The sequence below is a fragment of the Erwinia sp. S38 genome (genome assembly GCF_016624545.1).
GTDB classification, from domain to species: Bacteria; Pseudomonadota; Gammaproteobacteria; order Enterobacterales; family Enterobacteriaceae; genus Erwinia; species Erwinia coffeiphila.
This window is the reverse complement of sequence record NZ_JACVTS010000016.1, coordinates 108,241-134,218: the sequence shown is the minus strand read 5'-3', so window position 1 is coordinate 134,218 and position 25,978 is coordinate 108,241. Positions and strand designations below refer to the sequence as shown.

General features: G+C 56.5%; 25 protein-coding genes. 17 read left to right on the top strand and 8 right to left on the bottom strand.

The features are described from left to right. Positions 1-468: 468 nt before the first annotated feature. Entirely contained in the window at positions 469-2,391 is a 1,923-nt protein-coding gene (gene iolC / locus IBT46_RS18065; protein ID WP_200546773.1) for a 5-dehydro-2-deoxygluconokinase, read from the bottom strand. Positions 2,392-2,998: 607 nt separating this feature from the next. Here iolC and iolD point away from each other — a divergent pair. The 4 genes from iolD to iolE all read left to right on the top strand — a co-directional run bounded on the left by iolD (position 2,999) and on the right by iolE (position 7,951). Then, positions 2,999-4,933, top strand: a complete 1,935-nt coding sequence (gene iolD, locus IBT46_RS18060) for a 3D-(3,5/4)-trihydroxycyclohexane-1,2-dione acylhydrolase (decyclizing) (RefSeq protein WP_200546772.1) — start codon at positions 2,999-3,001, stop codon at positions 4,931-4,933. A gap of 97 nt (positions 4,934-5,030) precedes the next feature. Continuing rightward, a complete protein-coding gene (locus IBT46_RS18055; protein ID WP_105594097.1) occupies positions 5,031-6,041 on the top strand; it encodes a Gfo/Idh/MocA family protein in 1,011 nt (336 codons plus the stop codon). 84 nt (positions 6,042-6,125) lie between these two features. Further along, on the top strand, positions 6,126-7,010 hold the full coding sequence (locus IBT46_RS18050) for a sugar phosphate isomerase/epimerase family protein (RefSeq protein WP_105594096.1): 885 nt from the start codon (positions 6,126-6,128) through the stop codon (positions 7,008-7,010). 44 nt (positions 7,011-7,054) lie between these two features. Further along, positions 7,055-7,951, top strand: coding sequence for a myo-inosose-2 dehydratase (gene iolE / locus IBT46_RS18045; RefSeq protein WP_123334160.1), 897 nt, complete (start codon positions 7,055-7,057; stop codon positions 7,949-7,951). Between the two features lie 90 nt (positions 7,952-8,041). On the opposite strand, the gene IBT46_RS18040 is transcribed toward iolE, so the two are convergent. Both IBT46_RS18040 and IBT46_RS18035 read right to left on the bottom strand, forming a co-directional pair. Continuing rightward, complete coding sequence (locus IBT46_RS18040) at positions 8,042-8,602, bottom strand: DcrB family lipoprotein (protein WP_200546771.1); 561 nt, start codon at positions 8,600-8,602, stop codon at positions 8,042-8,044. 102 nt (positions 8,603-8,704) lie between these two features. Beyond that, entirely contained in the window at positions 8,705-9,370 is a 666-nt protein-coding gene (locus tag IBT46_RS18035) for a 7-cyano-7-deazaguanine/7-aminomethyl-7-deazaguanine transporter (RefSeq protein ID WP_105594093.1), read from the bottom strand. A 235-nt stretch (positions 9,371-9,605) separates the two neighbouring features. Between IBT46_RS18035 and tusA the strand changes: the two genes are divergently transcribed. Next, a complete protein-coding gene (gene tusA / locus IBT46_RS18030; protein WP_105594092.1) occupies positions 9,606-9,851 on the top strand; it encodes a sulfurtransferase TusA in 246 nt (81 codons plus the stop codon). Positions 9,852-9,914: 63 nt separating this feature from the next. Here tusA and IBT46_RS18025 read toward each other — a convergent pair whose 3' ends face one another. Further along, entirely contained in the window at positions 9,915-12,197 is a 2,283-nt protein-coding gene (locus tag IBT46_RS18025) for a zinc/cadmium/mercury/lead-transporting ATPase (protein WP_200546770.1), read from the bottom strand. An 83-nt stretch (positions 12,198-12,280) separates the two neighbouring features. Then, the gene (locus tag IBT46_RS18020; RefSeq protein WP_200546769.1) at positions 12,281-12,907 is read right to left on the bottom strand and encodes a lysoplasmalogenase; all 627 of its coding nucleotides are present in this window, start codon (positions 12,905-12,907) and stop codon (positions 12,281-12,283) included. Between the two features lie 135 nt (positions 12,908-13,042). Between IBT46_RS18020 and IBT46_RS18015 the strand changes: the two genes are divergently transcribed. Further along, the gene (locus IBT46_RS18015; protein WP_200546768.1) at positions 13,043-13,408 is read left to right on the top strand and encodes a DUF2500 domain-containing protein; all 366 of its coding nucleotides are present in this window, start codon (positions 13,043-13,045) and stop codon (positions 13,406-13,408) included. A 51-nt stretch (positions 13,409-13,459) separates the two neighbouring features. Here the strand turns inward: IBT46_RS18015 and IBT46_RS18010 are convergent, their stop codons facing one another. Beyond that, positions 13,460-13,729 (bottom strand): DUF1145 family protein, encoded by a 270-nt coding sequence (locus IBT46_RS18010; protein ID WP_200546767.1) that lies wholly within the window; start codon positions 13,727-13,729, stop codon positions 13,460-13,462. 39 nt (positions 13,730-13,768) lie between these two features. Next, on the bottom strand, positions 13,769-14,374 hold the full coding sequence (rsmD, locus tag IBT46_RS18005; RefSeq protein WP_200546766.1) for a 16S rRNA (guanine(966)-N(2))-methyltransferase: 606 nt from the start codon (positions 14,372-14,374) through the stop codon (positions 13,769-13,771). Between the two features lie 222 nt (positions 14,375-14,596). Between rsmD and ftsY the strand changes: the two genes are divergently transcribed. The 7 genes from ftsY to IBT46_RS17970 all read left to right on the top strand — a co-directional run bounded on the left by ftsY (position 14,597) and on the right by IBT46_RS17970 (position 20,992). After that, positions 14,597-16,111 carry a signal recognition particle-docking protein FtsY gene (gene ftsY, locus IBT46_RS18000; RefSeq protein ID WP_200546765.1) on the top strand — a complete coding sequence of 505 codons (1,515 nt, stop codon included), beginning with the start codon at positions 14,597-14,599 and terminating at the stop codon, positions 16,109-16,111. A gap of 6 nt (positions 16,112-16,117) precedes the next feature. Beyond that, positions 16,118-16,786 carry a cell division ATP-binding protein FtsE gene (gene ftsE / locus IBT46_RS17995; RefSeq protein ID WP_105594085.1) on the top strand — a complete coding sequence of 223 codons (669 nt, stop codon included), beginning with the start codon at positions 16,118-16,120 and terminating at the stop codon, positions 16,784-16,786. Beyond that, the gene (ftsX, locus tag IBT46_RS17990; protein ID WP_200546764.1) at positions 16,776-17,768 is read left to right on the top strand and encodes a permease-like cell division protein FtsX; all 993 of its coding nucleotides are present in this window, start codon (positions 16,776-16,778) and stop codon (positions 17,766-17,768) included. Before ftsE ends, ftsX begins: the two co-directional genes overlap by 11 nt. Positions 17,769-18,058: 290 nt before the next feature. After that, complete coding sequence (gene rpoH, locus IBT46_RS17985; protein ID WP_105594083.1) at positions 18,059-18,913, top strand: RNA polymerase sigma factor RpoH; 855 nt, start codon at positions 18,059-18,061, stop codon at positions 18,911-18,913. A gap of 118 nt (positions 18,914-19,031) precedes the next feature. Next, positions 19,032-19,877 (top strand): AraC family transcriptional regulator, encoded by an 846-nt coding sequence (locus tag IBT46_RS17980; RefSeq protein ID WP_200546763.1) that lies wholly within the window; start codon positions 19,032-19,034, stop codon positions 19,875-19,877. 90 nt (positions 19,878-19,967) lie between these two features. After that, a complete protein-coding gene (locus tag IBT46_RS17975) occupies positions 19,968-20,687 on the top strand; it encodes an AzlC family ABC transporter permease (RefSeq protein ID WP_200546762.1) in 720 nt (239 codons plus the stop codon). Further along, entirely contained in the window at positions 20,687-20,992 is a 306-nt protein-coding gene (locus tag IBT46_RS17970) for an AzlD domain-containing protein (RefSeq protein ID WP_200546777.1), read from the top strand. The genes IBT46_RS17975 and IBT46_RS17970 overlap by 1 nt, the downstream gene beginning before the upstream one ends. On the opposite strand, the gene panM is transcribed toward IBT46_RS17970, so the two are convergent. Beyond that, the gene (gene panM, locus IBT46_RS17965) at positions 20,974-21,378 is read right to left on the bottom strand and encodes an aspartate 1-decarboxylase autocleavage activator PanM (protein ID WP_200546761.1); all 405 of its coding nucleotides are present in this window, start codon (positions 21,376-21,378) and stop codon (positions 20,974-20,976) included. The two genes, IBT46_RS17970 and panM, sit on opposite strands and share 19 nt — an antisense overlap. A 386-nt stretch (positions 21,379-21,764) precedes the next feature. Here panM and IBT46_RS17960 point away from each other — a divergent pair, with 386 nt between their 5' ends. The 4 genes from IBT46_RS17960 (at position 21,765) to livG (ending at position 25,977) form a co-directional block, all read left to right on the top strand. Next, positions 21,765-22,880: a branched-chain amino acid ABC transporter substrate-binding protein gene (locus tag IBT46_RS17960; protein WP_200546760.1), complete on the top strand. Its 1,116-nt coding sequence runs from the start codon at positions 21,765-21,767 to the stop codon at positions 22,878-22,880. Positions 22,881-23,015: 135 nt separating this feature from the next. Beyond that, positions 23,016-23,942, top strand: coding sequence for a high-affinity branched-chain amino acid ABC transporter permease LivH (gene livH, locus IBT46_RS17955; RefSeq protein WP_105594078.1), 927 nt, complete (start codon positions 23,016-23,018; stop codon positions 23,940-23,942). Continuing rightward, on the top strand, positions 23,939-25,213 hold the full coding sequence (locus IBT46_RS17950; RefSeq protein ID WP_200546759.1) for a high-affinity branched-chain amino acid ABC transporter permease LivM: 1,275 nt from the start codon (positions 23,939-23,941) through the stop codon (positions 25,211-25,213). The genes livH and IBT46_RS17950 overlap by 4 nt, the downstream gene beginning before the upstream one ends. Continuing rightward, on the top strand, positions 25,210-25,977 hold the full coding sequence (livG, locus tag IBT46_RS17945) for a high-affinity branched-chain amino acid ABC transporter ATP-binding protein LivG (RefSeq protein WP_105594076.1): 768 nt from the start codon (positions 25,210-25,212) through the stop codon (positions 25,975-25,977). Before IBT46_RS17950 ends, livG begins: the two co-directional genes overlap by 4 nt. Position 25,978 lies beyond the last annotated feature (1 nt).

Sequence of the window (25,978 nt, the reverse complement as noted above, 5' to 3'; positions counted from 1 at the left end):
GCCGCCCTTCCTACACCCGATCCCGGATCTTATCCCCCCCCCCCCCCCATTTACCCCTCTTTATTTTTTCTTTTTCTTTTTCTTTTTCTTTTTTCGTGATTCCTGCGCTGTTAATCTTGACGTGGCATGCGGGCGGAAAATTTTCTCTAAAAAGACGCCTAAAATAACGTAGTCATTTTTATAATAAATATAGATCAGAGGGCTGGGGGGCACTGAGAATATGCCTGTCTACTGGTGCTTCAAAATGAAGTGAAAAGCGTCGTGATTTTGAAACATTATGGCTTAATATCTTCATCAGTTCACCCTCTGCTTTTTATATCGATAACCAATTCATGAAATAAATCAATCGAATGCTTTTGGTAACTTCATGTAATAAAAAGAAGTGTTGGAAGTGATGTGCTCGCCATATGAAAACTCCCCGACAGAACCAGAATGAATTCTGATATCCGTCAGGGAGTGTGTTACTGATTACTTAGCCGGGCGCGCTTCGCGCCAGTAGCCAATCAGCGTCAGGTAATTGCTTTTAACTTTGGCAATCAGCGAGGCATCATCCAGCTCGCCCTGCAGCCACTGGCGTGAAGGCTGGCCGAAGATGGTGCGGCCTACCGCAAAGCCTTTGACCCACGGGCTCTTCGCCGCAGCGGCAAAGCCCGCTTTCAGTTCGGCTTCCGGCGCGTCCAGGCCCAGCAGCAGGATACCGCGGCAGTGCGGATCGTTCTTCTCGATCAGCGCGCTGATTGCTTCCCATGATGCGTGTGACAGCGGCGGCAGTTTCCACCAGTCAGGCTGAATGCCCATGCTGTAGAAGTGGGTCAGAATTTCCAGATAGTACTTCTCATCTTTATCCGGGTTGCTTTCCGGCAGGATCACTTCCAGCAGCAGCTCATGGCCAGATTTGTTACAGCCTTTCCACACATCCAGAATCAGGTCGTCCTGCTCTTTACGCATTTCCGCGCTGTCGTGCGGATGGTAGAAGGTCAGACACTTGACCACGTGTTCCTGTGGCCAGTCCACCAGCTGGGAGCCGATGTTGCCGTGCTCAAGGCGCAGCGGACGAGAGCTTGGCTGCTCGATCGGGCGACCAATCCACCAGCCTTTACCGGTAATCGCGTTCAGCGCTGGCTGGCCGTAAGTGGTGTCTGCCAGAATACCGCAGCGGCCATCGTCCAGACCGGCTTCGCGAGCCGCTTCCTGTGCACCCTGCAACAGCAGCGTTTTCAGCTCTGGAATACGTGAATCGTCGAAGCCCGCTTCGGCAGCCATGTCGGCCAGCTGCTTGCGGTGGTCGAAGGCGAAGATGTTCAGTTCGGTCCACTCCTGCTTACGCGTGGTGACGCGGTGCAGGTGGTTCAGACGGGCGTCCAGATCCGGGCGCTTAACGTCTTTATCACGGCTGAGGAAATCATCCAGCTCTTCTTTCGTTGGCATGGCTGGCGCACAGCCGTGGCGAGAAACTACCAGCGCACCGCAGGCATTCGCGTAACGGCATGCCTGTTCCCAGCTTTCGTCGTTAAGCCAGCCGCGCAGCAGGCCGGACATAAAGGCATCGCCCGCGCCGAGTACGTTCAGCACTTCCACACGCACGCCGCTTTGCAGCTGTGTTTCTTCCCAGCTGTCCGGGATATCGCCTTCGAAGACGACGCAGCCCAGCGGGCCACGTTTGCAGACCAGCGTCGCTTTGGTCGCTTTACGCACGTTTTTCAGCGCGGTCAGGCTGTCGGTGCTGCCGCCGGCAATGTGGAACTCTTCTTCCGTTCCCACCACCAGGTCGAAATAGTGCAGAACTTCCTGCAGCTGCTGGGTAACGCGATCGGACTCAACGAAGCGCGTTTCACCGTCGCCCAGTGAGGTCAGACCCCACAGCACCGGACGGTAGTCGATATCCAGCGCGGTACGCAGGCCGTGACGGCGGGCGATTTCCAGCGCTTTCAGCACGGCGGCACGGGTATCCGGGTGGGAGAGATGCGTGCCGGTCACGGCAACGGCGCGGGAAGACGCGATGTAGTCTTCCTGAATATCGTCCGGCACCAGGCCCATATCGGCACAGTTGTCACGGTAGAACACCAGCGGGAAGGTTTCCTGATCTTTGATTCCCAGGATGACCAGACCGGTCAGACGCTTTTTATCAGTGATCAGGCTCTGAGTGTCGCAACCTACGCGCTGAAGCTCTTCCCGCAGGAAGCGGCCCATATGCTCATCACCAACGCGCGCCAGCATGCCTGATTTCAGGCCCTGGATTGCGGTACCGTAAGCCACGTTACCGGATGAGCCACCCAGATATTTGGCAAAGGTGGTTTCATCTTCAAGGCGCGCACCGATTTGCTGGCCATAAAGGTCGACGGCGATGCGCCCGATACAAATCACATCAAGCCGCTTCTGTTGTGTACTCATACCTGTTTTTTCCTTCTGTGATGTACCCTGGTCATCGGCGTTTTTTCGCGGTTGAATCGCCGCCGGTGGCTTCGGGTAAAGCCGACTCTGTTTGAGCTTCTCCAGCAGATCGGTGGCACGCCAGCCCGATCGAGTCCGGATCTAACATGCCAACGAGTATGAGGAATAAAAATTCCAATTTCAATATGAAATGAAATTATTGCCCCAAAAGTGTGAGGTGGTTAAAACTCTTGCACAGCGCTATATCCGGCAGGCAGAGGTTACGCCGTTTCAGGCGGCTCAGGAGTTGTGAGCGATATCTCAACTTTCTTAGATAACAGGAGTAAACATATTGAAGTGAAAGGGTTTTTATCATTTTATGTCTGGATGGCACCTGGCGTTTCATTTCCCCCCTGCCGATCCCCCCATTCATCCCCGTTTCACCGCAGAATTTGATCTCACTCGCAAAATGAAATGTTTCTTCTGTAATTCTGTTTAGTGAAAAAAATATTTGTTTATAATCGGCTCACGTTTCACTTATAGCTGTCGCCGATTTCTCACCAGGGCGACCAAAAATGCGAATACCGGTGGACCTGAGTGGCGTCCCCGACAAATAAAGGAAGAGCAAATGGGCAAGATCAGATTAACTACAGCACAGGCTCTGGTCAGATTCCTGGACAACCAGTATCTGTCGGTAGACGGCGTTGAGACCAAATTCGTTAAGGGCATTTTTGCCATCTTTGGCCACGGCAACGTGCTGGGTCTGGGCCAGGCGCTGGAACACAACAACGGCGATCTGGTGGTGTATCAGGGCCGTAACGAGCAGGGTATGGCGCATGCAGCAATGGGCTATGCCAAGCAGAAGCTGCGTCGTGAAATTATCGCCTGTACTTCTTCCGTCGGACCGGGCGCGGCCAACATGATTACCGCTGCGGCGACCGCCACCGCTAACCGCATTCCTTTATTACTGCTGCCGGGCGATGTGTTTGCCACCCGCCAGCCGGACCCGGTTCTGCAGCAGATTGAACAGAGCCACGATCTGAGCATCAGCACCAACGACGCCTTCCGCGCCGTCAGCAAATACTGGGACCGCGTTAACCGTCCTGAGCAGCTGATGACCGCCTGTATCAACGCCTTCCGTGTGCTGACCGACCCGGCTGAAACCGGCGCGGTGACCATTTCTCTGCCGCAGGATGTGCAGGGTGAAGCCTATGACTTCCCGGAATATTTCTTCCAGAAGCGCGTGCACCGCATTGAGCGCCGTCTGCCAACCGAAGGCCAGCTGGCCGACGCGCTGAAGCTGATTGCTGAAAAACACAAGCCGATGATCATCTGCGGCGGCGGGGTGAAGTACTCCGGCGCGGGCGCAGCGCTGCTGGCCTTCGCCGAGCGTCACGGTATTCCGTTTGCTGAAACCCAGGCGGGTAAAGGCACTATCGTTTCCGATCATCCGCTGAACGTCGGCGGCGTGGGTGAAACCGGCTGCCTGGCCGCTAACCTGTTGGCGAAAGAGGCCGATCTGGTGATTGGTATCGGTACGCGCTACACCGACTTCACCACCGCGTCAAAATGGATCTTCCAGAACCCGGACGTAAACTACATCAACATCAACGTCAGCAATTTTGATGCCTACAAGCTGGATGCGGTGCAGGTTGTGGCCGATGCCCAGGAAGCGCTGAACGCGCTGAACAGCCGCGTGGAAACGATCCGCAACGGCTGGGGTGAGCAGGTAAGTCAGGCACAGAGCAAGCTGCTGAAAGAAACTCAGCGCGTTTACTCGGCGGTCTACAGCGAAGAGAACTTCGTGCCGGAAATCGCTGACCACATTGACCGCGAAGCGCTGTTTGCCGAGTTCAACCGTCTGACCGGATCCTTCCTGACGCAAAGCAGCGTGCTGGGGACGCTCAATGAGCACCTCCCAAAGGATTCGGTGATTGTCGCCGCCGCGGGCAGCCTGCCGGGCGATCTGCAGCGCATGTGGCGCACCAAAGATTACAACAGCTATCACGTCGAGTATGGCTACTCCTGCATGGGCTACGAGGTCAACGCTTCTCTCGGCGTTAAGCTGGCCGAGCCGCACCGTGAGGTTTACACCATGGTAGGCGACGGTTCATTCCAGATGCTGCACTCCGAGCTGGTGACCTCGATTCAGGAAGGCGCCAAGATCAACGTCGTGCTGCTGGATAACATGACCAACGGCTGCATTAACAACCTGCAGATGGAACACGGTATGGACAGCTTCACCACCGAGTTCCGCTTCCGTAATGCGGAAACCGGCAAGCTGAACGGTGGCTTTGTACCGATTGATTTCGCCGCGATTGCCGCAGGCTACGGCTGCAAAACTTACCGTATTACCACGCTGGAAGAGCTGAAGGCCGCGCTGATTGATGCGCAGAAGCAGACTGTTTCCACTCTGTTCGATATTAAAGTTCTGCCGAAAACCATGATCCACAAGTATTTCAGCTGGTGGCGCGTGGGCGGAGCACAGGTTTCCGACTCTGAGCGAGTGGATGCCGTTGCCCGTAAGCTTAACGAACATATCGACCAGGCTCGCGAATATTAATAACGCATTTTTTATTGTTCCTTTTGCTGTTCTTTTTTGCCTTTAAAGCGCGGGCTGCTTAGCCCGCTTTTACCCCCTACTCAAGTAAGGATCGATCATGACGTTAAAGTTAGGTGTTATTGGTGCTGGTGCCATCGGTCAGGAACATATCCGTCGCTGCAGCAAAGTGCTGCAGGGCGCAGAGGTTGTGGCCGTCTCTGATATCAACGTGGAAGGCGCGAAAGCGGCCGTTGCGCGTCTGGGTCTGAATGCTGAAGTTTATGCAGACGGCCACGACGTGGTGAACTCTTCCAACGTGGATGCCGTGCTGGTGACCTCATGGGACCCAACGCACGAAGAGTACACGCTGGCTGCAATCGCTGCCGGTAAGCCAGTGTTCTGTGAAAAACCGCTGGCGATGACCGCTGAAGGCTGCCGCCGCGTGGTGGATGCAGAGATTAAATTCGGTAAGCGCCTGGTGCAGGTTGGCTTTATGCGCCCATATGACGCCGGCTACCGCGCGCTGAAAAAAGTGATTACCGATGGTGAGATCGGTGAGCCGCTGATGCTGCACTGCGCGCACCGTAACCCGACCGTACCGGAGAACTACACTACCGATATGGCGATTACTAACACGCTGATCCACGAGCTGGATGTACTGCGCTGGCTGACCGAAGACGACTACAAATCTGTACAGGTTGTCTTCCCACGCGTAACCTCCAAAACCCATGCAAAACTGAAAGATCCACAGATCGTGCTGTTTGAAACCCGTAAAGGTATCCGCATTGACGTTGAAATCTTCGTTAACTGCGCATACGGCTACGACATCCAGTGCGAAGTGGTCGGTGAAGAAGGTATTGCTAAGCTGCCAGAGCCGTCTGCTGTGCAGATGCGTAAGAACGCGCAGCTTTCTACCGCCATTCTGACCGACTGGAAAGACCGCTTTATCGATGCCTATGACGTTGAGTTACAGGCGTTTATTAATGATGCCACCGCAGGCAAGCTGACCGGGCCATCCGCCTGGGACGGCTATGCCGCTTCCGTCGCCGCTGATGCCTGCCATAAAGCGCAGAACAGCGGGGCGATTGAGCCGGTGGAACTGCCAGAGCGCCCGGCGTTCTACAACTAATTGCCGCGCTGCTACCGCACCTTCCCCTGCCGGTGAGCAGGGGAAACCGTAAAACAGCGTACTGATTTAATCACGGAGAGTCTGATGAAAATTGCCTTTGATGTGGATGTCATTCGAGATTTGGGCATCACAAAAATGGTTCACCAGGTGGCTGACTGGGGCTACAAATATATTGAGCAGTCCCCGCATCCACAGATCAACCCGTTCTACAAGCATCCTAAAGCCAGCCGCGAAATTATCACCGAGTACAAAAACGCGCTGCGTGCTACCGGGTTAGAGATCTCCTCATACATCGTGGTTTATCGCTGGTCCGGTCCCGACGAGGCACGCCGCCAGGCTGCCGTTCGCAACTGGAAACGTATGATTGAGATCGCGGTAGAAACCGGTGTGCAGGTTATTAATACCGAACTTTCCGGTAACCCGAACGAACCAGAAATTTGTGAAGAGATGTTCTATCGCTCCATGGAAGAGCTGCTGCCTATCGTTGAACGCGAAGGCATCCGCATCGAAATCCAGTCACATCCGTGGGATTTCTGCGAAAACAGCAATGAAACGGCCGATATTGTGAAATCGTTCCGCAGTGAGAACGTGAAGTACCTGTACAGCGCACCGCACACTTTTTTCTACGACAAAGGCAAGGGCGATGTGAAGCCAATGCTGGAGTACGCCGGTGCCGATCTGTCCCACGTGCTGATTGCTGACACCATGAACCATACCAAGCACTGCCGCTATATCGTGAACCCACCGGGTGTGGACGCCACGATTCACCAGCATGTTGCCGTGGGTAAAGGTGAGGTTGATTTCCCTACGCTGTTCCAGACTCTGCGCGATATGAAGTTTGCTGAGCAAACCTTCAAAGTGGGTGGCGATCCGATTATCGCCGCAGCGCTGTTCGGTTATCCGGAAGAAATGAACGTTGAAGCGGTTGCTACGCGCGAACTGATCGAGCGTGAACTGCTGCGGAAATAACAGCGGGCGGTTGTGGCCGCCCGGTGAACACCAGAGGTAGGATCATGAACAAAGATAACGTCAAACTGGCTATTGCCCCGATCGGCTGGACTAACGATGACATGCCGGAGCTGGGTAAAGAGAACACCTTCCAGCAGATCGTCAGCGAAATGGCGCTGGCCGGTTTTGTTGGCAGCGAAGTGGGCAGCAAATACCCGCGCGATCCGGCAGTATTGAAGCCGATGCTGGATATTCGTGGCATTCAGATCGTTAACGCCTGGTTCAGCACCTTCTTCGCCAACGGCGACAAAGCGAAGACCATCGACGAGTTTATCAACCATCGTGACTTCCTGCATGCGATGGGGGCGAAAGTGATTGGCTGCTCCGAGCAGAGCCTGAGCATTCAGGGCACCACCAAAGCGGTGCTGGAAGAGAAGCCGGTCTTTACCGATGAGCAGTGGCGTCTGACTACCGAAGGCTACAACGAGCTGGCAAAACTGGCCGCAGAGAAGGGCATGACGGTGGGTCTGCATCACCATATGGGCACCGGCATCCAGACCACGGAAGAAGTGGATCGCTTTATGGCGGAAACCAACGACGACGTTTATCTGCTGTTCGATACCGGCCACGCCTATTACTCAGAAGGCAGCCAGGAGAAGATGCTGGCGATTCTGACCAAGTATCTGCCGCGCATTAACCACGTGCACCTGAAAGACGTGCGTGATGAAATCGTCGATCAGGTCAGAAGCCAGAAGCTGTCGTTCCTGGACGGCGTGAAGAAAGGCACCTTTACCGTTCCGGGCGACGGCGTGATTGATTTCAAACCGGTGTTCAAAATCCTCGACGATTTCGGCTACAAAGGCTGGATGGTAGTGGAAGCCGAGCAGGACCCTGCGCTGGCTAACCCGTTTGAATACGCGGTAAAAGCACGTAAATACATTCGCGAAACGGCCGGTCTGTAAGCGCCTGACGTAAAAAAACCTCCCACTTCTGAAACGGGCTTCTGTTGAAGCCCGATGACGAAGATGGGAGGTTTTTTTGTGAGCGCAGTATTACTTCAGCTGCAGCGTTTTCAGGATATTTCCCGCTTCGGTCTGTGCGGACTGCTGGTCATCTCCCGGCAGGGAAATTTGCAGCGTCAGCAGTTTGCCATCCACTTTGCCCATCACCAGCGAAGACCAGACGGTCTGATTGTTAGCGGAGATCACCGTATCCAGCTGCTGTAGCTGCTGGTCGTTAACGGTAATTTCTTTATTGGTCACCACCTGCAGCTGAGGCGCGCGGCTACGCTGCTGCTCGATCATGCGTTTTGACAGGTCTTCCAGCGTATCGTTGCTGCTGTCGCCTTCGATGACAATGATCGCTTTCTGGCCTGATTCATCGGCGTAAACGTGCATATTATTGGCCTGAGTACCCAGCTTGCCGCTTTTGTCACTCATGCCGGCAGGTAGCGCGAAGCTCAGTTTGCCGTCCATCAGTGAAACGGTCTGGCTGCTCTGACTTGCCTGGCTGCTGGCATTTTTATCCGCAGCGGCGGTGTCACTCTTGCCATCGCAGGCGGCCAGGCCAACTACCAGTAAACTTACTCCGGCATATTTCAGTAGGTTACGCATCAGGGTCCCTTTGTTAGTCATCACTTAAGATATCAGGCACTTATACAATAGCATTCAGCGTGTAAAAGCAACTTATCTTGCGTGACATTGTGTGTAACCAGCTTACCCAAAATTAACCTGTGGACCATTGGATTTTTCTGCTAATCGCTTCAGCGTGGCGTTGAGCAGCAGGCCATAGGCAGGCAGGAAGAAAATCATGCAGATCATGACTTTAAAGCAGTAATCCACCATGGCGATCTCTACCCAGTGGGTTGCCATAAACGGATCGGTGCTCTGGTAGAAAGCAATGAAGAAGAAGGCTGCCGTATCGCTGATATTGCCAAGGAACATCGCCGCCGCCGGTGCCATCCACCAGGCGGCTTTCTGCCGCAGGCGGTTAAAGACATAAATATCGAGGATCTGACCCAGCGCGTAGGCCATAAAGCTGGCACAGGCGATGCGGGCTACAAAGATATTCATCTCTTTCAGTGAGTCCACTCCCTGCCATTCCCCCTGAAAATAGAGCGCGGAAATCAGGTAGGAGATAAACAGGGCCGGGATCATCACCGCCAGGATAATGCGACGCGCCAGCGGGGCACCGAAAATCCGCACCGTCAGATCGGTGGCAAGGAAGATAAACGGGAAGCTGAACGCGCCCCAGGTGGTGTGCAGACCAAAAATGGAAACCGGCAGCTGGACCAGATAGTTGCTGGAGGTAATCACCAGCAGATGAAACAGACTGAGCCAGATCAGCGCGTGAGTACGCTGACGCGAAGTAAATGCGATCATATTGAGCCTTTTTAAGATCAATGGGGTGAGGGAACCCAGTTTAAATTTAAGACGCACCGGCCGTATTGACGGCAGCACATCGGTCGCTTGCGCGATTTTGCGGCATATTACCCGGTTGTGCTGCTATTGCAATGGTTAATTTTAGCGCAAACGTTATCGTCCGATAGCGCTGTTGCGCCCCGGCCGTCCGGCGGTAGAATAGCGGCTGTTTGTTATCATTACTGTTGAGAATCCCATGAGCGACCTTTTCGCTAACCCCGATAAGACCCTTGATGCGCTGGGCCTGCGCTGCCCGGAACCGGTCATGATGGTGCGCAAAACCGTGCGTCATATGCAGGAGGGCGAAACGCTGCTGATTATTGCTGACGACCCGGCGACTACGCGCGATATCCCCGGTTTCTGCCGATTTATGGAGCATACGCTGCTGGCGCAGAATACCGACGCGCTACCATATCGTTATCTGCTGAAGAAGGGCGTTTAAGGGAGCCTTTGCGGCTCCCCTGAATTAACGGCTCGGGGCGAATAGTTTGCGCCCTGGCTACAGCTACGATCTGCGGCGCAGCAGCCGCAGGGCGTTAGCGGTCACTAATGCCGTTGCACCCGAATCCGCCAGCACCGCCAGCCACAGCCCGGTGATCCCCAGCAGGGTGGTCAGCAGGAACACCGCCTTCAGCCCCAGCGCGATGGTAATGTTCTGGCGAATATTGGCGTGAGTGGCACGCGACAGGCCAATCATCGCCGCCAGCCCGGTGAGCCGGTTATGGGTCAGCGCCGCGTCAGCCGTTTCCAGCGCCACATCGCTGCCGCTGCCCATTGCAATACCAATCGTTGCCGCCTTCATGGCTGGCGCATCGTTGATGCCGTCGCCAACCATCGCCACCGGCTGCTGCTGGTTAAGCGCGCTGACCGCCGCCACCTTATCTTCCGGCAGCAGGCTGGCGCGGTAGTCAATGCCCAGTTCACCGGCAATAGCCGCCGCAGCCCGTGGATTATCTCCGGTCAGCATCACACCCTGAATGCCCATTGCTTTTAGTTCTGCCAGCGCGTTTCTGGCATCTTCATGCAGGGTATCGCGCAGCGCGATCAGGCCATAAAGCTGCTCTGCATCGTGCAGGATCACCACCGTATTGCCCGCGCTTTCCAGCGCTTCAACGGCGGATCGATGTTGAGCCAGCCGTTCTGCATCGACTTTTGACGGCGCAGTGATTGAAAGTAAGCGATTGCTCACTATTGCTTCCACTCCGCTACCGGCAAGCGCCCGCTGTTCCGTGGCGGCAGGTAAAGTTAGCCTGCGCTCTGCGGCGGCAGCGACAATGGCCTGCGCCAGCGGATGCGAGGAACCCTGCTCAATCGCCGCTGCCGTTGACAGCAGCCACGCTTCATCCTGCTGTGCAAACGGCTGAATGGCGGTGACCCGGGGCTTACCCTCGGTGAGCGTACCGGTTTTATCAAAGGCGATAGTGCGAACGCTACCCAGGCTTTCCAGCGCCGCGCCGCCCTTAATTAACGCCCCGCGGCGGGTCGCCGCCGCCAGCCCGGACGTAATCGCGGCAGGGGTGGAGATCACCAGCGCACACGGGCAGCCGATCAGCAGCAGCGTTAACCCTTTATAGATCCACGGCTGCCATTCCGTGCCCATCAGCAGCGGCGGGATAACGGCAACGGCCAGCGCCAGCGCCATAATCACCGGGGTATAGACACGGCTGAAGCGATCGAGGAAGCGTTCAATCGGTGCACGTCGCTCCTCCGCTTCTTCAATCAGATGCAGAATGCGGTCGATGGCGCTTTCGCCCGGTTTCGACACCACTTCCAGCTGCACCAGACGATCCACGCTCAGGCTACCGGCGGCAATGGATTCTCCCTTCTGGCGTTCAACAGGGATTGATTCACCGGTAAGTGCGCTTTCATCAAAGCTGGCAAACGGGCTGAGCAGCCGGGCATCCGCAGGCAGACGCGTCCCGGCGGCAACTTCAATACAATCGCCCGGGCGCAGGGCGCTGACCTGTACGTTCTCACGGGTGGAATCATTGATGCGCACCGCCTGGTCAGGCTTGAGCGCCATCAGTGCGGTTACGCCTTTACGCGCCCGGCTGGCGGCAAAGGATTCCAGCCTTTCACCCAGCATAAACAGCAGCAGCACCATCGCGGCTTCGGCCGTTGCGCCAATAAACAATGCGCCAATCGCCGCCACGCTCATCAAGGTTTCGATACTGAAGGGGGAACCGCTGCGCATCAGGCGCAGTGCGCTGAGTGCAATCGGCCAGACGCCGACAAGCGTAGTCGCAATAAAGGCAAGCTGGCCTGCTGCGGGGTTGATGCTGTTCAGCAGCCAGCTGGCGGCCATCAGAACGGCCAGCAGGATCAGGCTGCGGTTCTCCTGCCAAAATCCGGGGACGGGCTGGGCGGTTTTAGCGGCGTCTGGCGCATCGCTGCGCTGAAGCTGGAAACCTGCGCGGGCCACGGCTTTCTCAACGTCATTACGCACATCGCTGTTGGCATCAACCACCAGCTTTTCGCTGGAAAAGACCACGCGGGCCCGATCCACGCTGCTTAGCTGCCGTACGGCGGTTTCGACTTTGCGCGCGCAGCTTGGGCAGTCCATACCCTGAACCTGCCAGCTGTAGCGGGAGAGTCCCGCTCGCCTGTCGCCCTCGTCGTCGGCGGTGTCTCCCGAACTGCAGGAGGCATCGCCACAGCAGGGCGTTTCTACGCTGGCTGTGCTAATCGCGGTGATTTTGCGGATAACGGGACGTTTGGCCGAAGTGCTGCAACCGTGCTGATGGGGGGCGTGGTCGTGACCACAGCTGCAAGTAGAATGCGAGTGCATAGCGCCTCCTGAAAGATAGCGGCGGGCGTGAGTGCCCGCCATAAAGCTATCTTACACTTTGGAGTCCACTCCAGAGTCAAGCCCTACAGCCACAGCGAACGCACAATCATAAAGTGACCGGAAAAATAGCAGGCGGCAATAATCGCCCGATCGGCGTTAAAGCGGCAGCGATAGTGGCTGACCAACCAGACGATATTGGCCAGCAGCAGCAGGGAGGCACCCACCATCAGCGTGAAGCTGTAGTCGGTCGGGCGGAAGACATACAGCTCGGCGCTCAGCCAGACCATCAGCAGGGTGATGCCGATAAAGGTGCACACCGGCCAGCGCAGCTCCTCCAGCCGGCTCCAGACCGTGGCAATCAGCAGGCCGCCGATAATCAGCAGCGCCAGCGGCAGCGGCCAGAAAAAGCTCAGCGTCATCTGGCTGGCGAAGAACAGGGTATACAGTAGATGAGAAAGGAAAAACGCGCCGATGGCATACAGCATGCGGCGTTCAGGCAGCAGGGTCAGGGCATCGCCCAGCAGCGTTGCCAGCAGGCCAAGCAGGATCAGATAGTCGGTGGTTTTCAGTACGGGTGCCTGCCAGGCCCAGGCCAGCAGAAGAAGAAGTGTAACGGGTTTGAATACCCAGCGCTGCCACTGCGGGCCGCGGTAAGAGGCATCGACGTATAACCAGCCGGAAAAAAGCACAGCGAGAAAAGACCAGATCATAATTTTTCCCTGTATTGACGAAAAACTCCACAACTCAGCCCAGTTTAGGCCACCCGACAGCGGTGTGACAATCATCCTGGTCCGGTTGTATGCTTATCGCGTGCTGTTCCCCGTATCCCTGGAGAAAACCGTTCTATGAAGCCACCGATAATTTTTCTGGTTGTGGTTGCGCTGATCGCCGTGCTGGCAACACGGCAATTTATCAAGCAGCGGCGGGAAAATGCCGCCAATGATGCCTCCCCCGTGCGCAGCCTGATGGTGGAAGTGAAAACGAAACGGGAATATCTGGCACCGGATCGGCGCTCGCGCCAGCGTGACCAAATCCCGGTGGAAGACATGCGTTATGAGGCGTGGTTTCATCCGCTGAATGGCGCAGAAGACATCAAGCTGGCGCTGGGCGCCAGTGATTATCATCAGATCGATAAAGGCAGCCGTGGCGAGCTACAGGTACAGGGAACACGTTTTATCCGCTTTACTCCCTGTTCGGCTTCCGACTGTTAACAGAAGGTGGAACGCCGCCTGAAACCTGCGGCTGATTTTCCGAGCGGGAGATTACTGTTTTGGGAAGTTTTTCTTCTGCCAGGCCAGCAGCTCAAACACGCCGAAGAAGAAAATTTTCGCCTGGGTAAAACCGCTCAGCTTCGGGGACTCTTTCGGCTGCGTTGAGCGCATCAGCACCAGCTGTAGGCCGTGCATAATCACCATAAAGAACAGCGCGACGTTAACGAAGTGGGTCAGCGGTTTAGGGAACGGGTGAACAACGTTCAGCAGCAAAAAACCCCAGACAAAGACCATCAGCAGACGGCCTGCATTAATTAACATGTTAATTCTCCGAGCCTGTGTTGCAGGCAATAGTATTGATTACGCCTCTGAGGGCGAAAGTTCTGCAATGGCATGCCGGATATAGAGACGGTACGCCACCTGGCCGGCAACTTTTTCCCGATGCAGCTGCCAGTTTACCGGCACCGGCGGCAGGCCATGTTCAACTTCACTTTCAACGTAGATCAGTGCTTCATCACTCAGCCAGCCGTTGTTTTCCAGCAGAGTGACGGTTTCTTCCAATAGTCCCTTGCGGAAAGGCGGATCGATAAACACCAGATGATGCGCATCGCCTTTCTGAGCAAGAAACTGCAGCGTGTTGGTGTTGATGACCCTGCCGTTTTTAGCCCCCAGCGTGGCGAGGTTTTTTTCCAGCTGCTGGGCTACCGGGCGCTCCAGTTCCAGCAGGGTGGCGCTGGCCGCATGGCGAGATAGCGCTTCCAGCCCCAGTGCGCCGCTGCCGGCGTAGCAGTCAAGGCATTGGGCTTCCTGAATATCGGAGGCCAGCCAGTTAAATAGCGTTTCGCGAACGCGATCCGTGGTGGGGCGCAGGCCAGTGCTGTCCGGAACCGGCAGCTTACGGCCTCGCCAAAGGCCCCCAATAATGCGTATTTGCCCGGCTGCGCCGCTGCGGGTTTTCTTAATCATCGTACTGAACTCTTAATAATTTGTTGCACAGTTTAACGGGCTAACCGGGCTGAGGAAACGTAAAAAGGGAACTGTAATGCACTCAGCAGAAAGTGTTAGACTAAGGGATTGATTAGGCTGTCTCCCGCAACCGCACTGTGACGCCCGCGTGCGGTTGCGAGAGACAGTTTTCGCTTATTTTCGGACCGGTACGGTTTTTCCCGCGAGGAGTGTGGTTGCACCATGGCAAAGAATAAAAAACGTGGCTTTTTTTCCTGGCTTGGTCTGGGGCGTGAAGACAAGGCACAGCAGGAAGACGTAAAAGAAACGTTAGACCCGCAACCTGCTGCTGATTCTACGGCGGAAGCCGAAGCCGCCGCCCGTGCTGAAGCGGAAGCGGCTGCCCGTACGGAGTCTGAAGCTGCCGCTCGCGCCGAAGCCGAAGCCGCTGCCCGTGCTGATGCGGAAACGGCTGCTCGTGCTGATGCGGAAGCTGCCGCTCGTGCTGAAGCAGAAGCCGTTGCCCGCGCTGAAGCGGAAGAGGCTGCCCGCGCTGAAGCCGAAGCTGCTGCCCGTGCTGAAGCAGAAGCCGTTGCTCGTGCAGAAGCTGAAGCCGCCGCTCGTGCTGAAGCCGAAGCTGCTGCCCGTGCTGAAGAGGAAGCCGCTGCCCGTGCCGAAGCGGAAGCCGCTGCCCGTGCCGAAGCGGAAGCCGCTGCCCGTGCTGAAGCGGAAGCCGTCGCTCGTGCTGAAGCGGAAGCCGTCGCTCGTGCTGAAGCGGAAGCCGCTGCCCGCGCTGAAGCCGAAGCTGCCGCTACCGCCGAGCAGGTTCGCCCGACGAAGGAAGGCTTCTTCGCCCGCCTGAAGCGCAGCCTGGTGAAAACCCGCCAGAACCTCGGCTCCGGCTTTATCGGCCTGTTCCGCGGCAAAAAAATTGATGACGATCTGTTTGAAGAGCTGGAAGAACAGCTGCTGATTGCCGACGTGGGTGTGGAAACCACCCGCCGTATTATTGCTAACCTGACCGCTCAGGCCAGCCGTAAGGATCTGCGCGATGCCGAAGCGCTGTACGGCCTGCTGAAAACCGAGATGGCGGGCATCCTGTCTACCGTTGAAGCACCGCTGGACGTCAGCGGCAAGACGCCGTTTGTGATCCTGATGGTGGGCGTTAACGGCGTAGGTAAAACCACGACGATTGGTAAACTGGCGCGCCAGTTCCAGGCCGAAGGCAAATCGGTGATGCTGGCGGCGGGTGACACCTTCCGTGCGGCGGCGGTGGAGCAGCTGCAGGTGTGGGGCCAGCGCAACAATATTCCGGTATTGGCCCAGCATACCGGTGCGGATTCCGCCTCGGTGATCTTTGACGCCATTCAGGCAGCGAAGGCGCGCGGTGTGGACGTGCTGATTGCCGATACCGCCGGTCGTCTGCAGAATAAATCGCATCTGATGGAAGAGCTGAAGAAAATCACCCGCGTGATGAAGAAGCTGGATGAGGATGCGCCGCATGAGGTTATGCTGACCATTGATGCCAGCACCGGACAGAATGCTATCAGCCAGACTAAACTGTTCCATGAAGCCGTTGGCCTGACCGGCATTACGCTGACCAAGCTTGACGGCACGGCGAAGGGGGGGGTGATCTTCTCGGTGGCTGACCAGTTTAACATTCCTATCCGCTATATTGGCGTAGGTGAAAGTATTGAAGACTTGCGATCGTTTAAGGCTGACGATTTTATAGAGGCACTATTTGCCCGAGAGGATTAATTTAGGATGATTCGCTTTGAAGAAGTCAGTAAGGCTTATCTCGGCGGTCGGCAAGCGCTGCAGGGGGTAGATTTTCATCTGCGCCCCGGCGAAATGGCGTTTCTGACCGGACATTCCGGGGCAGGGAAAAGCACCTTGCTGAAGCTGATTTGTGGCATTGAGCGCCCGAGCGCCGGGCATATCTGGTTCAGCGGCCACGATATCAGCCGTCTGAAAAGCCGCGAAGTGCCGTTTCTGCGCCGCCAGATCGGCATGATATTCCAGGATCACCATCTGCTGATGGATCGTTCGGTCTATGACAACGTCGCGATCCCGCTGATTATCGCCGGTGCCAGCGGGGAAGATATCCGCCGCCGCGTGTCGGCCGCGCTGGATAAGGTTGGCCTGCTCGACAAAGCGAAGAGTTTTCCCATTCAGCTGTCCGGCGGTGAACAGCAGCGCGTGGGTATTGCCCGTGCGGTGGTGAATAAGCCAGCGGTGCTGCTGGCGGATGAGCCGACCGGTAACCTTGATGAAGCGCTGTCTGAGGATATCCTGCGGCTGTTTGAAGAGTTCAACCGCGTGGGCGTCACCGTATTAATGGCCACCCACGATATGGGGCTGATTGCCCGCCGTAACTACCGCCTGATGACGCTGAACCAGGGCCGTCTGCACGGAGGTTATCGTGGTGAATAAACGTAACGCCCGCCCGGCCGCAGCGAAAGCCGCAAAGCCTAAAATGCCGTCCAAAAGCAAAGCGCTGAAGGGCGGCTGGCAGGAACAGTGGCGCTATGCGATGCGCGGTTCGCTGTCTGAAATGTGGCGTCAGCCGCTGGCTACGCTGCTGACGGTGATGGTGATCGCCATTTCGCTTACCCTGCCCAGCGTGTGCTATATGGTGTGGAAAAACGTCAGCACCGCGGCGGATCAGTGGTATCCGGCCCCGCAGCTCACCGTTTATTTCAGCAAAACGCTGGATGACGATGCGGCTGAAGGCGTGGTGGCGAAGCTCAAAGCCGAAGACGGCGTGGATAAAGTGAATTATCTGTCGCGCGAAGAGGCGCTGGGCGAGTTCCGTAACTGGTCCGGCTTCGGCGGTGCGATGGATATGCTGGAGCAAAATCCGCTGCCGGCGGTGGCGATTATTACTCCGAAGCTCAACTTCCAAAGCTCCAACACCATGGACAGCCTGCGCGAGCGGGTGTCGAAAGTGGAAGGCGTGGACGAAGTGAAAATGGATGACAGCTGGTTTGCGCGGCTGGCTGCGCTGACCGGACTGGTCGGGCAGGTAGCGGCGATGATCGGTATCCTGATGATCGTGGCGGTGTTCCTGGTGATCGGCAACAGCGTGCGGCTCAGCATCTTTGCCCGCCGCGATACCATTAACGTGCAGAAGTTGATCGGTGCGACCGATGGCTTCGTGCTGCGTCCGTTTTTGTACGGCGGGGCGCTGTTGGGCTTCAGCGGTGCACTGCTGTCGCTGGTGCTTTCCGGTGTGCTGGTCATGCGGCTGGAGTCCGTTGTGGCTCAGGTTGCGACGGTGTTCGGCACCACCTTTGTTCTGCATGGCATGACGTGGGATGAAAGCCTGCTGCTGCTGCTGATTGCTGCGATGATCGGCTGGATTGCCGCCTGGCTGGCGACGGTACAACATTTACGTCGATTTACGCCGCAGTAACCCCTCTACACGTTTTTTTGATATAATCTTCCTCTGCTGCATCAGCGTTTGCCGCAGAGGAAGTTAAAACGCATCGCTTCCCGCTGTTCATCCGGCACTCGCCAACGGCATTAAGAACGTGTATAAATTATCCCTGATTAAAATTGAACTTGTGGATAACTTCGGCGTCTTATCCCTGTAGAGATTGATATTCGCACGGAATGCTTTCTATTTAGCGCTGTACTTCGCGTAGGGTATCAGTCGCGTCAGGATCTGACGTAGTCACGATGCTAAACACTGAGAGGGTTTGAATGACCAAAGAAATGCAAACTTTAGCTATTGCTCCTTTAGGCAACCTGGATTCCTATATCCGGGCGGCTAATGCCTGGCCTATGCTGACGGCAGAAGAGGAAAAAGCGTTGGCTGAACGGCTGCATTACCAGGGCGATCTGGAAGCAGCTAAGACGCTGATCCTGTCTCACCTGCGCTTTGTTGTTCATGTTGCTCGTAACTACTCCGGTTACGGCCTGCCGCAGGCAGACCTGATTCAGGAAGGTAATATCGGCCTGATGAAAGCCGTGCGCCGTTTTAACCCGGAAGTGGGTGTGCGCCTGGTTTCCTTTGCCGTGCACTGGATTAAAGCCGAGATTCATGAATACGTGCTGCGCAACTGGCGTATTGTCAAAGTCGCCACCACCAAAGCTCAGCGTAAGCTGTTCTTTAACCTGCGCAAAACCAAGCAGCGTCTGGGCTGGTTTAACCAGGACGAAGTCGAAATGGTGGCACGCGAGCTGGGCGTGAGCAGCAAAGACGTTCGCGAAATGGAATCGCGCATGGCCGCGCAGGACATGACCTTTGACCCAACGCCGGAAGATGAAGGCGAAGGCCGTTCTATGGCACCGATGCTCTATCTGCAGGATAAAACTTCTGACTTTGCCAACGGCATCGAGGAAGATAACTGGGAAGATCACGCTGCCGATAAGCTGTCCGACGCGATGCAGGGGCTGGACGAACGCAGCCAGCACATCATTCGCGCGCGCTGGCTGGACGACGACAACAAAACCACGCTGCAGGAGCTGGCCGATCGCTACGGCGTTTCCGCAGAGCGCGTTCGTCAGCTGGAAAAGAACGCCATGAAGAAACTGCGTATGGCTATCGAAGCCTGAGCGTAATGTTTCGGGCGTCTGCGATGCCCAGACAAAAAAACCGCCTCCAGGGGCGGTTTTTTGTTGTCAGAATAAACCAACCAGCACAGCAATTTTATTCAAAAGCGGGAGAGGGAAAATGGAGACGCTGAACACGCCGCAGGAGCGCGCCACGCTGTTCTGCGTGGAGGAATTCAACGGCATGAATATGCTGGATGCCAGCTATCGCCATCGCCGCTTTCCCCGCCACGTGCATGACACTTTCTGCGTTGGGGTGATTGAAACCGGCGCGCAGCGCTTCTGGCGATCCGGGGGCGATCACGTAGCGCCGAGCGGCGATATCATTCTGGTTAACGCCGATGAAGTGCACACCGGCTGCTCGGAAGTGGCGGGCGGCTGGTCCTATCGCGCTATCTATCCTCATCCCGATCTTTTCGCCCGGCTGTCGGCAGGCAGCGAGCCAGGCCCGGTGCCGTGGTTCCCCGACGCGGTACTGCACGATCCGCTGCTGTCCGCCCAGCTGCGGCTGGTGTTCTCGCTGCTGCCGGAGCAGGGCAACAGCCTGCTGAAAGAGTCTCTGCTGCTGACGGCCTTCTCCTGGCTGGTGATGCGCTACAGCCGCACGCGCGTTGTGCCGCCCGACCTGGCCGATGCCTGCCGCGCGGTGCTGCCGGTGCAGGAGCTGATGGCCAGCTGCCCGGAAAAGAACTGGTCACTGCAGCAGCTCGCTGATGTCGCTTGTCTCAGCCCTTGGCACTTCCTGCGCCAGTTTAAGAAAAGCATCGGCATGACGCCGCACGCCTGGCTGGTGCAGGCCCGGTTGCAGAAGGCGCAGGCACGGCTGAAGCAGGGGGAAACTATTGCTCAGGCGTCCAGCCTGTGCGGTTTCTCCGATCAAAGCCATTTCACCCGCCATTTCAAAAACTCGATGGGCGTGACGCCTGGCGAATACGTGCAGGCGTTGAAACGGGGCCGCCGGGGATAAACAGAAGCACAGCCTCTTCAGGCAATTTTATTCAATCCTCCGCCGACGCTGCCTGCCACACTGCTGCTGAATTTACTCAGGAGCCGTCAGATGAATCATCCCGTTACTTCCCTTTCTCCCCCGCAGCCCGCGCCGTGGTCCGGCTTCTGGCGCGGAGCCAGCGGCATGCTGCCGCTCTGCCTGTCTGTGGTGCCGTGGGGCATCCTGGCGGGATCTATGGCCATTCAGAGCGGGCTGAGCCTGTCGCAAAGTATCGCCATGTCGACGGTGATTTTCGCCGGCGCGGCGCAGCTGGTGACGCTCGGACTGATGCTGTCCGGTGCCAGCGTGGCGACTATTGTCATTTCGGTGTTTTTTATCACCGCCCAACATTTTCTGTACGGCCTGACGATGCGTGAAACGGTGTCAGTGCTGAAAACGCGCTATCGCCTGCCGATCGGTTTTCTGCTGACCGACGAGCTGTTTGCTCTGAGCTGCGCGCAGCCTAAAGAGAAGCTGACGCCGGGCTATCTGATTGGCGCAGGGCTGACGTTTTATCTCAGCTGGGCGCTGTTCAGCCTGATGGGGATTGCCATGGCGTCCTCGATCCCGGATTTGGATCGCTACCATCTTGATTTCTCGATCGTCGCTACCTTTATCACCATCGTGGTGCCGATGATAAAAAACCTTAACGTGCTGTGCGGCGTGATCGTTTCGCTGCTGCTGTCGATGGTGCTCAGCCTGTATCAGATAGAAGGGGCCATTGCGATTGCCGGGGTGTGCGGCATGTTCTGTTCGGTAATGATTGCCCGTTTGCGGCAGGAGGCATGATGAGCTGGTTTTTACTGTTAACGCTGGCGGCGGTCGTGTTTTTTAACCGCTATCTGTTCCTTGAACCGGCGGTGCCGGTCAGGCTGCCCGCAGCGATCCGCGAAGCGCTGAAATATTCCGCGCCCTGCCTGCTGACCGCGATCTGCGGGCCGATTATTTTGCTGAATCACGGTGAAGTCCGTGCCCTGAGCGATAATCCCTATCTGTATGGCGCACTGGCGGGCGTGCTGATTGCCGCGCGGGTGCGCAATATGGTGCTCAGCGTGCTGCTGATTCTGGCGGTGTTCTATTTACTCTGCTGGTAGATGTAGTGCTGTAGTTCCGCATCAAACTGAAAACCCGCCGCCTGCATAAAGGCGGCGATAGTCTCTGCGCTGTCGTCACCGTCGTTTGCCACCTGCCAGCGGGTAATATGCGGATTCTGCGCCAGCGTATCTTCCAGCAGATACAGCCCGACACCGCGTCGGCGCGTCACTTCCCGCACCATCAACTGCGACAGCCTGCCTTCATTTCCGGTAATCACAACCTGTACCGCCGCCAGCAGTCGTTCATTAAATAGCGCGGCGTAGAGCTGATGTTGGTCATCCAGCTGCTGTTCCAGCGCGTGGCTATCGGCCTGCGGCCAGATTTTTTGCAGATCGCTGTGGTCCTGCAATGAGAATTGTTGCAGGCGAATGATGGTTAGTTTCATTGTAAAAACTCGTCGGTCAGAAAGGCATATTGTAGCGAAGTTGACCATACTAAAGCGTGGAAGTTTTTCTGTACAAAAACGAGCTGTTCTGTTTCTGATTTAAACAATTTACCGAGTAAATCATTATTCGGTTAGTAATTGTCCAGCATAAAAAGCTGGTTAACTGTCTTAAAAGCAATCGTTAATGCCAGCTTATTATGCTGCTGCATCCGCGATTTAGTGAATATGTCAGTTGATTTACAGCAGAATATTCCTGTTTAATAACCTGAAATTTAACGCCTTTATACCAAAAAAATGCCGCATTAATCCCTAAGCCTTTCTTTGTAAAGCGATTAGGAAAAATGACGGCAGAAAATAGCCAAATCACAACAGATGGGGAAGTTCGGATGAAAATCAGTAAAGGTAGTGCGTTCCTGGCGGGCTGCGTAGCCCTGGCGATGAGCCACGCTGCGTTAGCAAAAGATATCAAAGTGGCGATCGTGGGTGCGATGTCCGGTCCGGTGGCGCAGTATGGCGACATGGAGTTTACCGGTGCCAAGCAGGCGATTGCTGATATTAACGCCAAAGGCGGCGTGAACGGCAACAAGCTGGTCGGTGTGGAATACGATGATGCCTGCGACCCGAAACAGGCCGTTGCAGTCGCTAACAAAGTGATCAACGACGGTATCCGCTACGTGATCGGCCACCTGTGCTCTTCTTCTACCCAGCCTGCTTCAGATATTTATGAAGATGAAGGCGTGTTGATGATCACCCCGGCGGCTACCGCACCGGATCTGACCAGCCGTGGCTATAAGCTGGTTCTGCGTACCACCGGTCTGGACTCCGATCAGGGCCCAACCGCCGCCAAATACATCCTGAACGACATCAAACCGCAGCGCATCGCCGTGGTTCACGACAAACAGCAGTACGGTGAAGGCCTGGCGCGTTCCGTTCAGGACAGCCTGAAGAAATCCGGCGGCAACGTGGTGATGTTTGAAGGTATCACCGCCGGTGATAAAGATTTCTCTACGCTGGTTGCGCGCCTGAAGAAAGAAAACATCGATTTCGTCTACTTCGGCGGCTACTACCCGGAAATGGGCCAGATCCTGCGCCAGGCGCGTGCGGCAGGCCTGAAAACTCAGTTTATGGGTCCGGAAGGCGTGGGCAACTCTTCACTGTCTAACATTGCCGGTGCGGCATCAGAGGGCATGCTGGTGACGCTGCCTAAGCGTTACGATCAGGTTGCGGCTAACCAGCCAATCGTTGATGCGCTGAAAGCGAAAAAACTGGACCCAACCGGTCCATTCGTCTGGACAACCTATGCCGCGCTGCAGTCACTGACTGCCGGTATGGAGCGCAGCAAGAGCGAAGAGCCAGCCGATATCGCCAACAACCTGAAAACCGGTGCGGCGGTACCAACCGTAATGGGCGATCTCAACTGGGATGAGAAAGGCGATTTGAAAGGCTTCGAGTTCGGCGTTTTCAAATGGCATGCTGATGGTTCTTCCACGGCGGTGAAATAAACCCGTCTGCGGGCCAGGTTTGCCTGGCCCCTGCGGCGAGATGACTATCCCCCGTTGGGGTCGGGCCTGCCCGGCCCTTTGTTGTATTCATCCTTCTGCCCTGCCTGCGCAGGAGGAATCGTAAGGTATTCAGGTATGTCCGAGCAGTTTCTCTATTTTCTGCAACAAATGTTCAACGGTGTGACGTTGGGCAGCACCTATGCGCTGATCGCCATCGGTTACACCATGGTGTACGGCATCATCGGCATGATTAACTTTGCCCACGGCGAAGTCTATATGATCGGCAGCTACGTCTCGTTTATCGTCATCGCTGCATTGATGATGATGGGGATCGATGCCAGCTGGCTGCTGATCGGCTGCGGCTTTGTGGTGGCGGTGGTGATCGCCAGCTGCTACGGCTGGAGCATCGAGCGCGTGGCCTACAAACCGGTACGCTCTTCCAAGCGCCTGATCGCGCTGATCTCCGCTATCGGGATGTCCATCTTCCTGCAAAACTACGTCAGCCTGACCCAGGGCTCGCGTGACCTCGCGCTGCCAAGCCTGGTCACCGGACAGTGGACGCTGGGAGAAAGCAACGGCTTTGCCGCCACCATCTCTACCATGCAGATTGTTATCTGGGCGGTAACTTTCCTCGCCATGCTGGCGCTGACGCTGTTTATTCGCTATTCCCGCATGGGCCGCGCCTGCCGCGCCTGTGCTGAAGACCTGAAAATGGCCAGCCTGCTGGGTATTAATACCGACCGCGTGATCTCGCTGACCTTTGTTATTGGTGCGGCGATGGCGGCGGTGGCCGGCGTACTGCTGGGCCAGTTCTACGGTGTAATCAACCCGTACATCGGCTTTATGGCCGGGATGAAGGCCTTCACCGCTGCGGTACTGGGCGGCATCGGCAGTATCCCAGGCGCGATGCTGGGCGGACTGATCCTCGGTATTGCCGAGGCGCTGACCTCCGCTTATCTGAGCACCGAGTACAAAGACGTGGTGTCATTCGCGCTGCTGATTGTGGTGCTGCTGGTGATGCCAACCGGTATTCTGGGCCGTCCGGAGGTTGAGAAAGTATGAAAAAGCTTAACCTGCTGAATGCGCTCGTTTCCTCCCTGATGTTGCTGGTGCTGGCCGCGTTCTTTATGGGCCTGCGGCTGAATCTCGACGGTACACATCTGGTGGTTAACAACGCCGGAGACGTGCGCTGGAACTGGATCGCCGTCGGCTGCGGCGTGGTGTTTATCTTCCAGATGCTGCGCCCGCTGGTGCAGAGCAGCCTGAAAAAAGTCTCTGGCCCTTCGCTGGTGCTGCCGGGGATTGATGGCTCAACGCCGAAACAGAAGCTGTTCCTGCTGGCGCTGGTGGTTGCGGCGGCGGTGTGGCCGTTTATCGTTTCACGCGGCACGGTGGATATCGCCACCCTGACGCTTATTTATGTGATGCTCGGCCTGGGGCTGAACGTGGTCGTCGGGCTATCCGGCCTGCTGGTGCTGGGCTACGGCGGTTTCTACGCCATCGGCGCCTACACCTTTGCACTGCTGAACCACTATTACGGCCTGGGTTTCTGGCAGTCGCTGCCGCTGGCCGGTATGGTGGCCGCAGGATTTGGCCTGCTGCTGGGCTTCCCGGTACTGCGTCTGCGCGGTGACTATCTGGCGATTGTGACGCTCGGTTTCGGCGAGATCGTGCGTATTCTGCTGCTGAACAACACCGAAATCACCGGTGGCCCGAACGGCATCAGCCAGATCCCGAAACCGTCCTTCTTCGGTCTGGAATTCAACCGCAGCGTGCGCGACGGCGGCTGGGACACCTTCCATAACTTCTTCGGCCTGAAGTACGACCCGAGCGACCGTATTATTTTCCTCTACATGGTGGCGCTGCTGCTGGTGGTGATCACCCTCTTCGTGATCAACCGCCTGCTGCGTATGCCGCTGGGACGCGCATGGGAAGCGCTGCGTGAAGACGAAATCGCCTGCCGCTCGCTGGGCCTCAGCCCGACGCGCATCAAGCTGACCGCGTTCACCATCAGCGCCGCGTTTGCCGGTTTTGCCGGCTGCCTGTTCGCCGCCCGTCAGGGCTTCGTCAGCCCGGAATCCTTCACCTTTGCCGAATCCGCCTTCGTGCTGGCAATCGTGGTATTGGGCGGGATGGGATCGCAGTTTGCGGTCATCCTTGCGGCAATACTGCTGGTGGTATCGCGTGAGCTGATGCGTGACCTGAACGAGTACAGCATGCTGGTGCTCGGTGGATTGATGGTATTGATGATGATCTGGCGTCCGCAGGGGCTGTTGCCGATGAAGCGTCCGCACCTGAAGTTGAAAAATGCGGAAAAAGGAGAGCAGGCATGAGTCAGCCTTTGTTAGCAGTCAATGGCCTGATGATGCGCTTTGGCGGTCTGCTGGCGGTCAACAACGTTCAGCTTGAACTCCGTCCGCAGGAAATCGTCTCGCTTATCGGCCCGAACGGGGCGGGTAAAACCACGGTGTTCAACTGCCTGACCGGCTTCTATAAGCCAACCGGCGGTTCTATCATGCTGGGCGATAAACAGCTGGCCGGTTTGCCGGGGCAGCAGATCGCCCGCATGGGCGTGGTGCGTACCTTTCAGCACGTGCGCCTGTTCCGTGAAATGACGGTGATTGAAAACCTGCTGGTGGCACAGCATCAGCATCTGCAAAGCGGCGTCTTCTCCGGCCTGCTGAAAACCCCGGCCTTCCGCCGGGCGGAAAGCGATGCGCTGGACCGCGCCGCCACCTGGCTGAAGCGCGTCGGGCTGCTTGAGCTGGCTAACCGTCAGGCGGGTAACCTCGCCTACGGCCAGCAGCGCCGTCTGGAAATCGCCCGCTGTATGGTGACGCGCCCGGAAATCCTGATGCTGGACGAACCGGCGGCGGGGCTTAACCCGAAAGAAACTCACGAGCTGGATGAGCTGATCGCAGAACTGCGCGGCGAGCATAAAGTCTCGGTACTGCTGATTGAACACGATATGAAACTGGTAATGGGCATTTCTGACCGTATTTACGTGGTGAACCAGGGTACGCCGCTGGCGAACGGTACGCCGGAAGAAATTCGTAACAACCCGGATGTGATCCGTGCTTACCTTGGGGAGGCATAAG